The sequence below is a fragment of the Hydrogenophaga sp. genome, assembly GCF_011772445.1.
GTDB lineage: Bacteria > Pseudomonadota > Gammaproteobacteria > Burkholderiales > Burkholderiaceae_C > Hydrogenophaga.
On the sequence record NZ_WVZN01000022.1, the window covers coordinates 128,834 to 142,703 of the forward strand.

Sequence of the window (13,870 nt, forward strand, 5' to 3'; positions counted from 1 at the left end):
GTCTCGATCATGTGCACCGGGATGCGGATGGTGCGCGCCTGGTCGGCGATCGCGCGCGTGATGGCCTGGCGGATCCACCACGTGGCGTAGGTCGAGAACTTGTAGCCGCGGCGGTATTCGAATTTGTCCACCGCCTTCATCAGGCCGATGTTGCCTTCCTGGATCAGGTCGAGGAATTGCAGGCCGCGGTTGGTGTACTTCTTCGCGATCGAGATCACCAGGCGCAGGTTGGCCTCGATCATTTCCTTCTTGGCGTCGCGCGAGGAGGCCTCGCCGTTGTTCATGCGCTTGTGGATGTCCTTCAGGTGATCGATGGGCACCACGACGCTGTTCTGGATGTCGATCAGGCCTTGCTGCAGCTCCTGCACCGGCGGGATGTTGCGCTCGATGATGACGCTCCAGGGCTTGCCCGCGGCGGCCTGTTTCTCCACCCACTTGAGGTTGAGAAGGTTGGGCGGGAAGTCCTTGATGAAGGTTTCCTGCGGCATGCCGCACTTGTCCACGATGATGCGGCGCAGCTCGCGCTCTTTCTTGCGGATCTCGTCGACCTGGCCGCGCACCGTGCTGCACAGCTTCTCGATCGCCTTGGCCGTGAAGCGAATGGTCATCAGCTTCTCGGTGATGGCCTGCTGCGTCTTCACGTAGACAGCGCCGCCGTAGCCTTCCTTGTCGTAGGTCTTGTGCAGCTTCTCGAACATGCCGCGCAGGGCGTCGAAGCGCTCCAGCGCTTCGCGCTTGAGCTCTTCCAGCTTGCGCGTGAGCGCCTTGGAGCCGCCCTTGCCGTCGTCGTCGTCGGCCTCGTCGTAGTCATCGAAGTCTTCCTCGGCCACGTAGTCGTCGGCCTCGTCGGCGTCGGCGAAGCCGTCCACCACGGTGGAGATGACCACCTTGCCTTCGCGGATCTCCTCGGCCATGGCCAGGATCTCGGCAATGGTGGCGGGCGACTCGCTGATCGCCTCCATCATGCTGTGCAGGCCGCCTTCGATGCGCTTGGCGATCTCGATCTCGCCCTCGCGCGTGAGCAGCTCCACCGTGCCCATTTCGCGCATGTACATGCGCACCGGGTCGGTCGTGCGGCCGAATTCGCTGTCCACGGTGGCCAGGGCGGCCTCGGCTTCCTCTTCCGCTTCCTCTTCGGTGGCGGCGGTGGGGCCGGTGTTGTTCAGCAGCAGGGTCTCGGCGTCGGGCGTCTGTTCGTAGACGGCCACGCCCATGTCGTTGAGCAGCGAGACCACGACCTCCAGGGTCTCGGCCTCGACCAGCTTGTCGGGCAGGTGGTCGTTGATTTCGCCGTGCGTGAGGTAGCCGCGGGTCTTGCCGAGCTTGATCAGAGTCTTGAGGCGCTCTCGGCGGGCGCGGGCTTCCTCTTCGGACAGGATGGTTTCATCCAGGCCGAATTCCTTCATCAGCGCGCGTTCCTTCGCCTTGCTGATCTTCATGCGCAGCGGCTTGGCCTTTTCGGCCGGCTGCGCTTCATCAACGGCCGCGACTTCCTCGGGCAGATCCTCGCCGCCCAGGTCTTCATCGATGTCGGAAAGGTCGGCGTCGTCGAGGTCTTCCCCGGCCTTGCCGCCCTTGGCATCGGCCTTGGGCTTGCGGCCGCGCTTGGCGGCGGGCTTGTCGGCCGCGGCCTTGGCCGGGCGGCCGGGCTTCTTCTTCGCCGGGGCGTCTTCGAGCAATTCCTCGCTCAGGGCCTCGGGCCTGGCTTTCTTGGCGGTGCTGCTGGCGGTCGTCTTGGCGGCGGCCTTCTTGGCCGGTGCGGCCGTGGCGGCGGCTTTGGTGGGGGTCTTGGTCGTCACTGCAGGGGCTTTCTTGGGGGCGGCCACCGGTTTCGCCTTGGCGGGAGCGGCCTTCTTGGCGGCGGTCTTGGTAGCGGCAGCGGACGGACTGGCTTTCTTCGTGGGCATGGACACCTCAAAAAAACGTCGATGGGACCGGCAGAACACTCAACAGCCGCCAGAAGACCCTACATGGGGTCGAACCGGTGGTTTTGGAAGAGCACGAACCCGCCACGGGCCGGTGCGGGCGGGTCGGCAAGCTGTCGGGCGATCATTTGGTGTGCAGTCCTTGCGGGGTTCCGCGCGCCCGGGGAGGGCGGGGTGGCCAGGCTGGGTTGCCATGTAGCCCTTGCAGGAGGGCCGGGCCGGTGCCGGAGGTGCTGCTGTCGCGCTTGCGGTGCAACCGAGGATTATACCGGGGCGGCCCCGATCTGGTGTTCCAGCGCCTTGCGTTGGGCCTGAATGTCGGCATAACGCCGCAGTTCGGCCGGGTCGCTGGCGGCGCGGGCGATGGCCTCCACCTCCAGCGCCTTCAGGTGCTCGATGCGCAGACGCAGCATGACGCCTGCCAGTTCCTCGGCGTCTTCCTCCGCGCCCGGCGTCAGAGCGCAGTGCTCGACCTGCTGGCAGGCCAGGGCCTCGTGCTCGTGCCCACGCAGGGCCTCGCGCAGGGCGGCCCAGGGCTGGTGGCCGTGCTCGTGCAACTGGGCTTCCAGCCAGGCGAACAGCGGCCCGTGCGGCGCGGGCAGTTCGGCCAGCAGGTGGTGGTCGTCGGCCGAGAGCTGGTCCCAGGACGCGGTATTCGACAGCAACAGGCCCAGGGCGCGGTCCTCGCGGCTCATGAGGCCGCGTCGCCCGGTCCGCGCGCGGCCTTGCCAGGCGTGCTGGGTGGCGGCCTGGCGCTGGCGGCGCGGGCCGCGGGTCTCGTATCCGCCGCCCCGTTCGTACCCGCCGGTGGGTTCATGCCCGTGGTCGCGCTCGTAGGCCTGCTCGTGTTCACGGGGCTCCTGGCGGGCTCGGGCCGGTCGCGGCGCGCCACCGCCTGGGCCACGCCCGCCCGCCGGCGCCCACAGGCGCAACAGGTCTTGCGCGTCCAGCGCGGCGGTGTGGGCGATGTCGGCCAGCAGCTGGCTCTTGAGCGCACCCTCGGGCAGGGCGCTCCACAGCGGGCGCGCCTGGCTGGCCATGCGGGCGCGGCCCTCGGCGGTGTCGAGCTCGCAGTCGGCGCTGGCGGCTTCCAGCAGGAAGCGCGACAGCGGCACGGCCTCCTTCACGCGCGCGGCGAAGGCCTCGGTGCCGTGCTCGCGGATGAAGCTGTCGGGGTCGTGCTCGGTGGGCAGGAACAGGAACTTGACGCTGCGCGTGTCGCTGGCCCAGGGCAGGGCGGCGTCCAGGGCCTTGCGCGCGGCGCGCCGGCCGGCGGCGTCGCCGTCGAAGCTGAAGACCACGGCATCGGTGAAGCGGACCAGCTTCTGCACGTGGTCGGCCGTGCAGGCCGTGCCCAGGGTGGCCACGGCGTTGCCGAAGCCCAGTTGGGCCAGCGCGACCACGTCCATGTAACCCTCTGTCACCAAGGCGTAGCCGTGCTGGCGGATGGCGGTGCGGGCCTCGAACAGGCCGTAGAGCTCCCGCCCCTTGCTGAAGACCGGGGTCTCGGGCGAGTTGAGGTACTTGGGCTCGCCCTTGTCGAGCACGCGACCGCCGAAGCCGATGCACTCGCCCTTGACGTTGCGGATGGGGAACATCACGCGGTCGCGGAAGCGGTCGTAGCGCTTGGCCTGTCCGTCCTGGCCCTTCTCGTCGGCGTGTTCGATCACCAGACCAGACTCGACCAGCAGCGGCGACTGGTAGTCGGGGAACACGCCGGCCAGGTGGCGCCAGCCCTCGGGCGCGTAGCCCAGGCCGAAGACCTTGGCGATGTGGCCGGACAGGCCGCGGCCCTTGAGGTAGTCGATGGCGCGCGGCGAGGCCTTCAGTTCCTTCTGGTAGTCGCGCGCGGCCTTGTCCAGCACGTCGTTCAGCGTGGCCTGCTGCTGGCGCTGTTGCGCGGCGCGCTCGCGGTCCTGGGGCGAGGCGCCGTCGTCGGGCACCTGAAGGCCCACTTGCGCGGCCAGGTCCTTCACGGCCTCCACGAAACCCATGCCCGCGTGCTCCATGAGGAAGCCGATGGCGTTGCCGTTGGCCCCGCAGCCGAAGCAGTGATAGAACTGCTTGGAGGGGCTGACGCTGAAGGACGGCGACTTCTCGCCATGGAAGGGGCACAGCCCCATGAAGTTGGCGCCGCCCTTCTTGAGCTGCACGTAGCGACCCACCACGTCGACCACGTCGACGCGGTTGAGCAGTTCCTGAATGAAGCTCTGGGGGATGGCCATGGGGGAAGTATGAAGCACCCCCGCCGCGCTGCGCGCGACCCCCTCAAGGGGGCAATGCCAACGGCCCGGCAAAGCCGGTTCCGTGGCATTTCTGGGACCGGGGGCGATCAGTCGCCGGCGACGATGCCCTCGCGGCGCGGGTCTGCGCCGCCCAGCCAGCGCCCGCCGCGCCGCACCAGGGCCTGCGCGCCGCTGGTCATCTCCACCGCCTGCACCGTGTGGCCCAGGGCGCGCAGCGCCTGCACGGTGGCGTCGGGGAAGCGGTTCTGCTCCAGCATCAGCGGCCCGCCCAGCGTGCCGAAGTTGGGCAGGTCCAGCGCGGCCTGCGGGTGCAGGTTCCAGTGCAGCGTGCCGTGCAGGGCCTTGGCGGTGTAGTGAATGATCAACGCTCCGCCCGGGCTGCCCGCACTCATGAGCGGCTCACCCGTCTGCGCGTCGAACACCAGCGTGGGGGCCATGGACGAGCGCGGCCGTTTGCCCGGCTGCACGCGGTTGGCGATCGGTCGGCCCTGGGCGTCGGCGGGCGCGAAGCTGAAGTCGGTGAGCTCGTTGTTGAGCAGGAAGCCGCCGGGGCGCGCGGGGTTGGTGCTGACCATGAGCCGCGCACCGAAGGCCGATTCGATGGTGGTGGTCATGGCCAGAACCTTGCCCTGGCCGTCGACGATGCTGATGTGGCTGGTGCCGGCCTCGGGCTGCGGCGGCATGGGCGCGTAGGCCAGTGGCGTGCCGGCGGGGCGGCCCGGCTCGGCATTCGGCATGCGCTGCAGGCCGATGAGCGCGGCGCGCGCGTTGAGGTAGTCGGGCTCGAGCAGGCTGCGCCAGTCGCCGCCGGGCGCGGGGACGAAGTCGGGGTCGGCCACGTACTGGGCGCGGTCTGCGAAGGCCAGTCGCGAGGCCTCGGTGTAGGCGTGCAGCCAGTCGGCACCGGGCAGGCCCTGGCGCAGAGAGGCCATAGCCTGCGGCGTGCGCGAAAGCAGGCCCAGGATCTGCCCGACCGCAATGCCGCCCGAACTGGGTGGCGGAAAGCCGCACACCCGCACCCAGCGCCCACCGGTGCGCAATGGGTGGCACAGGGCCTCGCGTTCGCGCGGCTGGTAGCGGCGCAGGTCCTCCTGCGTGAGCGTGCCAGGCAGGGTGGGGTGCTGGCGCACCTTGTCGACCATGGCGCGCGCGATCGGGCCTTCGACCAGGGCGATCGGTCCGGTGGCGGCGAGCTCGCGCAACACGGCCGCGAGTTCCGGGTTGCGCAGCGTGTGGCCCACGGGGTGGGGCGTGCCGTCGGGGCGGTAGAAATAGGCGCGCGCCACGGGATCGGCGGGCAGTGCCTTCTCGGCGGCCAGCAGCGTGTGCAGCCGCGGGCTCACGGCGAAGCCGCGCTCGGCGAGGTCGATGGCGGGTTCGAACAGCCGCGCCCAGGGCAGGCGGCCGTGCTGACGGTGCGCCAGCGCCAGCATGGCCACGGCGCCCGGCACGCCGACCGATCGGCCGCTGGCCACGGCCTGCACAAAGGGCATCGGCTGGCCCTGCTCGTTGAGGAACAGGCGCTCGGTCACGGCGGCGGGCGCGGTCTCGCGGCCGTCGTAGGCCTGCACGCGCCGGCCGTCCCAGTGCAGCAGAAAGGCGCCACCGCCGATGCCGCTGGACTGTGGCTCCACCAGCGTGAGCACCATCTGCACCGCGATGGCGGCGTCGACCGCGCTGCCACCGGCGCGCAGGATCTGTGCGCCGGCCTCGGTGGCGAGCGGGTTGGCGGCGGCGACGGCCTGGCGCTGGAAGGACCAGCCGGGCTTGGCCGTGAGGCCGGAGGCGGCTTCGGGTTGGGGAGGCGAGGCCGGCGGTTGCGCGCAGGCAGCCAGCAGCAAGAGCAGGGACGGGAGCAGGGAGCAGACCGGGCGCTTCATAGGGTCACTCTAGTTCGGGCCAAGCCAAAACGAAAGGCCCGCTGTGCGGGCCTTTGTTGTCGACTCAGGGACTATCAGACGATCTCTTTGTCCATGGCCGCGTCCAGTTCGTCCAGTTCCGTTTTCGTCAGGCCGTAGCAGAGGCGTTCCGCCTCGAGCATCACTTGTCTGTGCAGCTGGTATTCCTTGCTCAACTCGCGATTGTGTTTGGCAGAGAGTTTGCTGCAGTCATGGCGGTCCAGAAATACGGCGGCCTTGTTGATCTCCAGAGCCCGCTCGGGAGCGTGTTTGCTCGCCCATCTCACCAAGGCCCAGGCATCGCTCCGCACAGCCTTGTTCATGCGTCTGATGTCCCTGAAATGGAAAAGGGACATCACCACATTGGGCTTCTGAAGAAGCACTTTGAATTGGCCGGGCTTCTTGGTGTCGGGAATCAAGCGCTTTCCGGACTCGATGTCGATACGGGTGGCGGTGGCTCGCGCCATGTTGCGAAAGGTGGTTGTGCTCATGCAGCGGTGCTTGGCGTTGGGTGAATGAAGGAGCAGTCGGGCAACTGCGAGCGGGGTGGGTACCCGCCTGCCCCTTTTGGGTTCATCCGGATTCGCCCGGAGCCTCAGCCAACCGAGTTCGGCCTGACGGCCGAATTCACCTCGGCGCCAGCCGGATCGCCCCATCCAGCCGGATCACCTCGCCATTGAGCATGTCGTTTTCGATGATGTGCTTCGCCAGCTTCGCGTAGTCCTGCGGCGTGCCCAGGCGGCTGGGGAAGGGCACGCTGGCGGCCAGCGCGTCCTGCACCTCCTGCGGCATGCCGAACAGCATGGGCGTGCCGAAGATGCCAGGGGCGATGGTCATGTTGCGGATGCCGTTGCGCGCCAGGTCGCGCGCGATCGGCAGCGTCATGCCGACCACGCCGCCCTTGGAGGCGCTGTAGGCGGCCTGGCCGATCTGGCCGTCGTAGGCCGCCACGCTGGCCGTGCTGATGAGCACGCCGCGCTCGCCCGTGGGCTCGGGCTCGTTCTTGCACATGGCGTCGGCGGCCAGGCGGATCATGTTGAAGGTGCCCACCAGGTTGACCATGACGGTCTTGGTGTAGACGGCGAGCGAGTGCGGGCCGTTCTTGCCCACGGTTTTCTCGGCCGGCGCAATGCCCGCGCAATTCACCAGGCCCATCAGCTTGCCCAGCGACACCGCCTTGGCCACCACGGCCTGGCCCTCGGACTCGCTGCTCACGTCGCACTTGACGAACACGCCGCCGATGTCCTTGGCCACGGCCTCCCCTTCCTTTGTCCACCTGCATGTCGGCGATGACGACCTTGGCACCGTTGGCCGCGAGCATGCGCGCCGTGCCTTCGCCGAGGCCCGATGCGCCGCCGGTGACGATGAAAACCTTGCCTGCAATCTCCATGTTTGTGCTCCTGAGGGTGAAAAGCTGCGCCGGGGTGGCGTTTACGTTGACGTAAACGTCAATTATGCAGTGGCGATTCGCCATGGCCTCTCGCGCGGTGTCGCCAAAGGGCTGCCCCCATAATCCGCCCCATGTTCTTCAACCTCCCGACCCTGCTGACCTGGGCCCGCATCGTGGCCATTCCGCTCATCGTGGGGGTGTTCTATCTGGACGGGGTGAGCCGCGCCGACCAGAACCTGGTGGCCACCGTCATGTTCATCGTCTTCGCGCTCACCGACTGGGCCGATGGCTACCTCGCGCGCAAGCTCAACCAGACCTCGGCTTTCGGTGCCTTCCTCGACCCCGTGGCCGACAAGTTCCTGGTGTGCGCGAGCCTGCTGGTGCTGGTGCACATGGGCCGGGCCGACGTGTTCGCCGCGCTCATCATCATCGGCCGCGAGATCGCCATCTCCTCGCTGCGCGAGTGGATGGCCATCATCGGCGCCACCAAGAGCGTGGCGGTTCACATGATCGGCAAGCTCAAGACCATGGTGCAGATGATCGCGATTCCCTTCCTTCTGTTCGACGGCCGCCTGCTCGGCCTGATCGACACCCGCGTGTGGGGCACCTGGCTGCTGTGGATCTCGGCCATCCTCACGGTCTGGTCCATGGTCTATTACCTGCAGAAGGCGCTGCCCGAGATTCGCGCGCGGTCCCGCTGAACGAGCGCCATGCAGACCCCCGCGTCCGACAACGCCTGGCTGCGCGCCATGCCCTGGGTGTTCGTGCTCATCTGGAGCACGGGCTTCATCGTCGCGCGCTACGGCATGCCGCACGCGCCACCGCTGTCCTTCCTGGCCATGCGCTACGCGCTGTCCATCCTGTGCTTCCTGCCCTGGATCGCCTGGGCCGGCGTGAAATGGCCGGCCAGCCGCGCGCAGTGGCTGCACCTCTCGGTGGTGGGTGTGCTCATGCACGCGGGCTACCTGGGCGGCGTGTGGGCGGCGGTGAAGGCGGGCATGGGTTCGGGCCTGTCTTCGCTCATCGTCGGGCTGCAACCAGTCCTCACGGCCATCTGGCTCAGCGCCGTGGGCGGCGCGCAGGGCCAGGTCTCGCGCCGGCAGTGGCTGGGCCTGTTGCTGGGTTTCGCGGGGCTGGTGCTGGTGGTGTCGCGCAAGCTGGTCGAAGGATCACCCGGTGATCAGGCGAACGCGCAGAACCTGGCCTACGCCGTGTTCGCGCTGTTCGCCATCACGGCCGGCACGCTGTACCAGAAGCGCTTCGTGCAGGCCTGCGACGTGCGCACCGCCAACACCGTGCAGCTCATCGCGGCCTTCATCGTCACCTTGCCGCTGGCCTTGCTCGAGTCCGAGCCCATGCACTACACCGGCGAATTCATCGGCGCCATGGCCTGGTCGGTGCTGGGGCTCACCCTGGGGGGCAGTTCGCTGCTCTACCTGCTGATTCAGCGTGGCGCCGCCGCCAGTGTGGCCAGCCTGATGTACCTGGTGCCGCCCACCACGGCGGTCATCGCCTGGTTGCTCTTTCGCGAGCCGATCACGCCGCTCACGGTGGCGGGCATCGCGGTCACGGCCTTCGGCGTGAGCCTGGTCGTGCGCTCGCCGCGCTGACGCCTGTCGCGGGCCGCCAGGGCTCGTCGCGAAACGCCTCTGCCAGAGCGGCCACCAGCAGGCGGATGCGCTTGGGCGATTGCGCCTGCCAGGGCGCGAGCCAGTGGATGTCGGCGTCGCGGTGGCTCCAGGCCGGCAGCACGTGCACCAGCTCGCCGCTGGCGATCTGCGGCGCGATGTCCCACAGGCTGCGCAGCATGATGCCCTGGCCCGCCAGACACCAGTCGCGCACCAGTTCGCCCGAGTTGCTCGACAGCGGTCCGGCGATGGCCACGCGGCGCAGCGCGGGGTCGCCCTCGTGCTGCAGGGCCCAGTGGTCGTGGCGCCGCGGATCGGCGTCGGTGTTCTCGCGCACCACCAGGCAGTGGTGCATGGACAGGTCGTCCAGCGTCTGCGGCGCGCCGTGCACCGCGAGGTAGGCGGGCGCGGCCACCAGCACGCGCCGGTTGGGCGCGAGGCGGCGCGACACCCATTCGCCCGCCCGCTGATCGGGCGCGCTCCACAGCCACACCGCGCCGTCCAGGCCTTCGGCGGACAGGTCGGGCAGCCGCTCGGTGAGTTGCAACTGGATGGACACCGCCGGGTGCTTCGCCTGGAAATCGGCCAGCGCCGGACCCAGCCAGCGGCGCCCGAAGCCGAAGGTGGCCGCCAGGCGGATGGGGCCGGCGGGTTCGGCCTGGCGCTCGCGCAGTTCGGACTCCGCCGCCTCGAAGCCGCGCAACAGTTCGGCCGCGCGCAACGACAGCGTTTCGCCTTCCGCCGTGGGACTGACGCGGCGCGTGGTGCGCTGGAACAGGCGCACACCCAAGGCGTCTTCCAGCGCAGCCAGCCGCCGGGTGACGGCCGAGGGCGTGATCCCCAGGGCCTGCGCCGCCTGCGCCAGGCTGCCGTGCTGGCGCACTGCGTGCACCATCTCGAGATCGGCGCGGTCCATGAATTGCTCCTGGCTCAACAATCGATGCACGGATTATTGCGAATGGTTTCGTTACAGTGGCGCCACCGATTCGACGACACCACCAGGAGACCTTTCATGAGCAAGCACCGCATCGCGGTCATCGCCGGCGACGGCATCGGCACCGAAGTCATGCCCGAGGGCCTGCGGGTGATGGAGGCTGCGGCCACGCGCTTCGGCATCGATCTGCAGTTCGACCACTTCGACTTCAGCAGCTGCGACTACTTCGAGAAGCACGGCAAGATGCTGCCCGACAACTGGAAGGACCTCATCGGCGGACACGACGCCATCTACTTCGGCGCCGTGGGCTGGCCCGACAAGGTGCCCGACCACATCTCGCTGTGGGGCTCGCTGCTGCTGTTCCGCCGCGAGTTCGACCAGTACATCAACCTGCGCCCCGCGCGTCTCATGCCCGGCGTGGTGGCGCCCGTGGTGCGCCGCGACGGCAGCGCGCGCCAGCCGGGCGAGATCGACATGGTCATCGTGCGCGAGAACACCGAGGGCGAGTACTGCAGCATCGGCGGGCGCATGTACCCCGGCACGCCGCGCGAGATCGTGATGCAGGAGACGGTGATGTCGCGCCATGGCGTCGATCGCGCCTTGCGTTACGCCTTCGAGGTGGCGCGCTCGCGCCCCAGGAAGCACCTGACCAGCGCCACCAAGAGCAACGGCATTGCCATCACCATGCCGTACTGGGACGAGCGCGTGGCGGAAATGGCAAAAGAGTATCCGGATGTGACGGTGGACAAGTTCCACATCGACATCCTGACCGCGCATTTCGTGCAGCGCCCCGACTTCTTCGACGTGGTCGTGGCCAGCAACCTGTTCGGCGACATCCTTTCCGACCTCGGCCCGGCCTGCACCGGCACCATCGGCATCGCGCCCAGTGCCAACCTCAACCCCGACCGCACGCACCCCTCGCTGTTCGAACCGGTGCACGGCTCCGCGCCGGACATCGCGGGCAAGGGCATCGCCAACCCCATCGGGCAGATCTGGTGCGGCGCCATGATGCTCGACTTCCTGGGACACCGCGACGCGCACGACGCCGTGCTGCGCGCCATCGAGGCCGCGCTGGAGCCCAAGAGTGGTGCGCCGCGCACCGCCGACCTGGGTGGGCGCGCGGGCACGGCAGACGTCGGGCGTGCGATCGCGTCCCTTCTTTGACCGCCGGTCCCACAGGTGGGGCAAGGCCCCTCGCCAGAGCGATGTTGCGGTCGCATCTGCGTCTAGAATCGCCGCTCGTGTGGCCCACGGGCCTCAGCGCCAACCGTCTTGTTGACACGCGCTGCGGCACGTGGGTCTAATCGTTCGGCGCATGGATTTCGGCATTTCCGCCGGGCATGCGCTCCCGAGCGGACATCGGCGGCCCCTGGCGGCAACCGTCCCGCCCGGCCCAATACACGCTTCACTCATCCATTTCCAAAGAGGGGCCCTTCGTGAACAAGACCGAACTCGTCGAACACATCGCCAAGCACGCCGACATCTCCAAGGCCGCTGCGACGCGTGCTCTCGATTCCACCATCGCTGCCATCCGCACCACGCTCAAGAAGGGCGGCACCGTTTCTCTGGTGGGCTTCGGCTCGTTCGCTGTGAGCAAACGCCCCGCCCGCAAGGGCCGCAACCCCCGCACCGGTGCCGAGATTAAAATCAAGGCCGCCAAAGTGCCGAAGTTCCGCCCCGGCAAGGCACTGAAGGACGCGGTCAACTGATCGACCAACACCCGGGTGCTTAGCTCAGTTGGTAGAGCGGCTCTCTTACACGGAGTAGGTCGGCGGTTCGAACCCGTCAGCACCCACCACAAGAAGGCGAACGAGGGTTCGCCTTTTTTGTTGTCCGTCAGAATCCGGCACTCGACCCCGCCACCTCAAGGACGTCCGCATGTTCGATTCCATCCGCGATCACAAGAAGTACCTCATGGGCTTCCTGCTGATCCTGATCATTCCCTCCTTCGTGCTCTTCGGGGTCGAGGGCTACACCCGTTTCAGCGAAGGCGGTGAAGCGGTGGCCACGGTCGACGGCAAGGACATCAAGCGCGCCGAATGGGAGCAGGCGCACCGCGAGGAATCGCAGCGCCTGCGCGAAGCGATGCCCGGTGTCGACCCCGCCATGCTCGACTCCGACGAGGCCCGCTACGCCACGCTGGAGCGCATGGTGCGTGACCGCGTGCTGGCCGCCGCCGCGCAGAACCTCAAGCTCTATACCAGCGACCAGCGCCTGGCTCGCGAGCTGCAGTCCAATCCCACCATCGCCGCGATGCGCCGCCCCGACGGCAGCCTCGACGTCGAGGCCTATCGCCAACTGCTTTCGCGCCAGGGCATGACGCCCGAGATGTTCGAGGCCTCGGTGCGCGCCGACCTGTCGCAGCGACAGGTGCTGCAGAGCGTGCAGACCAGCGGCTTCGCCTCCAGCGCGATGGCCCGCGTCTCGCTCGACGCCTTCTTCGAGAAGCGCCAGCTGCGCAGCAAGACCTTCGCGGCCAAGGACTTCACCTCGCGCGTGAACCCCAGCGCCGCCGACATCGAGGCCTTCTACCAGCAGAACCAGGCGCTGTTCCAGGCACCCGAACAGGCCGATGTGGAATACCTCGTGCTCGACGCTGCCGCGCTCGAAAAGTCCGTGGCCCTCAACGAGGCCGACCTGCGCAGCTACTACGAGCAGAACGTCGCCCAGCTCAGCGGTGCCGAGGAGCGCCGCGCGAGCCACATCCTGCTGAGCGTGCCCGCGGGCGCCACGCCCGAACAGAAGGCCGAGGTGCGCCAGAAGGCCGAAGGCCTGCTGGCCCAGGTCAAGGCCGATCCGTCGAAGTTCGCCGAACTCGCCAAGGCGAATTCGCAGGACCCGGGCTCGGCGCCCAATGGCGGCGACCTCGACTTCTTCGGCCGCGGCGCCATGGTGCCGCCGTTCGAGCAAGCCGTGTTTGCACTCAAGAAGGGCGAGATCTCCAATCTGGTGGAGTCCGACTTCGGCTTTCACATCATCCAGCTCACCGACATCAAGGCGCCGCCCCAGCGCTCCTTCGCCGAGCTGCGCCCGCAGATCGAAGAGGCACTGCGCAAGCAGCAGGCCCAGCGGCAGTTCGCCGAGTCGGCCGACACCTTCACCAACATGGTCTACGAACAGCCCGACTCCCTGCAGCCCACGGCCGAGCGCCTGAAGCTGCAGGTGCAGACCGCCAAGGGCCTTCAGCGCACGCCCGCGCCGGGCGACGACGGCGTGCTGGCCAACCGCCGCCTGCTCGAGGCCCTGTTCGCGCCCGAGTCCACGTCCGGCAAGCGCAACACCGAGGCTGTCGACGTGGGCGGCAACCGCCTCGTCTCGGCGCGCGTGGTGGCCTACCACCCGGCGCGCACGCTGAGCCTGGACGAGGTGCGCGACCAGGTGCGTGCCCGCCTGGTCGCGCAGCGCGCCGCCGAGCTGGCCAGGGAAGAAGGCGAAAAGCAGCTCGCGGCCTGGAAGGGCGGCGCCGATGCCGCCGCGCTGGGCGCGCCCGTCACGGCGTCACGCGACGCGCCGCGCGACCTGGACCCACGCGTGCTCGACGCGGCCCTCAGTGCCGACCCCAAGGCCCTGCCGGCCTGGGTGGGCGTGGACCTGGGCGAGCAGGGCTATGCGGTGGTGCAGGTCACTCAGGTGCTTGCGCGCGGCGACGTGGACGCCCAGCGCCTGGCGCAAGAGGTGCAGCAGGTGTCGCAGTGGTGGTCGGGCGCGGAGAGCCAGGCCTACTACGAGACGCTCAAGGCCCGCTACAAGGCCAGCATCAAGGTACCGCGGCCCGGTGCGGCCACGGTGGCGGCGCGCTGAGCACGCGCTGAAGGCGCGCGCTGGCTGAGGCTATAATGCGCGGCTTGC

The 13,870-nt window shown here is 68.6% G+C and carries 10 protein-coding genes, 1 tRNA gene and 1 pseudogene; 6 read left to right on the forward strand and 6 right to left on the reverse strand.

Features of this window, described 5'->3' with window-relative positions:
* The 5 genes and pseudogenes from rpoD to GTO19_RS10110 form a co-directional block, all read right to left on the reverse strand.
* Positions 1-1,907 (reverse strand): RNA polymerase sigma factor RpoD (rpoD, locus tag GTO19_RS10090; RefSeq protein WP_291021594.1); only part of this gene is annotated, 1,907 nt, incomplete at its 3' end.
* Positions 1,908-2,188: 281 nt separating this feature from the next.
* The gene (gene dnaG / locus GTO19_RS10095; RefSeq protein ID WP_291021536.1) at positions 2,189-4,150 is read right to left on the reverse strand and encodes a DNA primase; all 1,962 of its coding nucleotides are present in this window, start codon (positions 4,148-4,150) and stop codon (positions 2,189-2,191) included.
* Positions 4,151-4,257: 107 nt separating this feature from the next.
* Positions 4,258-6,051: a gamma-glutamyltransferase family protein gene (locus GTO19_RS10100; RefSeq protein WP_291021537.1), complete on the reverse strand. Its 1,794-nt coding sequence runs from the start codon at positions 6,049-6,051 to the stop codon at positions 4,258-4,260.
* Between the two features lie 74 nt (positions 6,052-6,125).
* Complete coding sequence (locus tag GTO19_RS10105) at positions 6,126-6,560, reverse strand: hypothetical protein (protein WP_291021538.1); 435 nt, start codon at positions 6,558-6,560, stop codon at positions 6,126-6,128.
* A 136-nt stretch (positions 6,561-6,696) separates the two neighbouring features.
* A pseudogene (locus GTO19_RS10110) lies at positions 6,697-7,459 on the reverse strand (3-hydroxyacyl-CoA dehydrogenase).
* Positions 7,460-7,590: 131 nt separating this feature from the next.
* Between GTO19_RS10110 and pgsA the strand changes: the two are divergent.
* Together pgsA and GTO19_RS10120 are read left to right on the forward strand one after the other, a co-directional pair.
* Positions 7,591-8,160: a CDP-diacylglycerol--glycerol-3-phosphate 3-phosphatidyltransferase gene (gene pgsA / locus GTO19_RS10115; RefSeq protein WP_291021539.1), complete on the forward strand. Its 570-nt coding sequence runs from the start codon at positions 7,591-7,593 to the stop codon at positions 8,158-8,160.
* Between the two features lie 9 nt (positions 8,161-8,169).
* On the forward strand, positions 8,170-9,069 hold the full coding sequence (locus tag GTO19_RS10120; RefSeq protein WP_291021540.1) for a DMT family transporter: 900 nt from the start codon (positions 8,170-8,172) through the stop codon (positions 9,067-9,069).
* Here GTO19_RS10120 and GTO19_RS10125 read toward each other — a convergent pair.
* Positions 9,026-10,003, reverse strand: coding sequence for a LysR family transcriptional regulator (locus GTO19_RS10125; protein ID WP_291021541.1), 978 nt, complete (start codon positions 10,001-10,003; stop codon positions 9,026-9,028). The two genes, GTO19_RS10120 and GTO19_RS10125, sit on opposite strands and share 44 nt — an antisense overlap.
* Positions 10,004-10,099: 96 nt before the next feature.
* Here GTO19_RS10125 and GTO19_RS10130 point away from each other — a divergent pair, with 96 nt between their 5' ends.
* The 4 genes from GTO19_RS10130 to GTO19_RS10145 all read left to right on the forward strand — a co-directional run bounded on the left by GTO19_RS10130 (position 10,100) and on the right by GTO19_RS10145 (position 13,822).
* Positions 10,100-11,185, forward strand: a complete 1,086-nt coding sequence (locus GTO19_RS10130; protein WP_291021542.1) for a tartrate dehydrogenase — start codon at positions 10,100-10,102, stop codon at positions 11,183-11,185.
* A gap of 251 nt (positions 11,186-11,436) precedes the next feature.
* On the forward strand, positions 11,437-11,730 hold the full coding sequence (locus tag GTO19_RS10135; protein ID WP_291021595.1) for an HU family DNA-binding protein: 294 nt from the start codon (positions 11,437-11,439) through the stop codon (positions 11,728-11,730).
* A 13-nt stretch (positions 11,731-11,743) separates the two neighbouring features.
* Positions 11,744-11,819: transfer RNA gene (locus tag GTO19_RS10140), tRNA-Val, on the forward strand.
* Between the two features lie 80 nt (positions 11,820-11,899).
* Positions 11,900-13,822 (forward strand): SurA N-terminal domain-containing protein, encoded by a 1,923-nt coding sequence (locus tag GTO19_RS10145; protein ID WP_291021543.1) that lies wholly within the window; start codon positions 11,900-11,902, stop codon positions 13,820-13,822.
* Positions 13,823-13,870 lie beyond the last annotated feature (48 nt).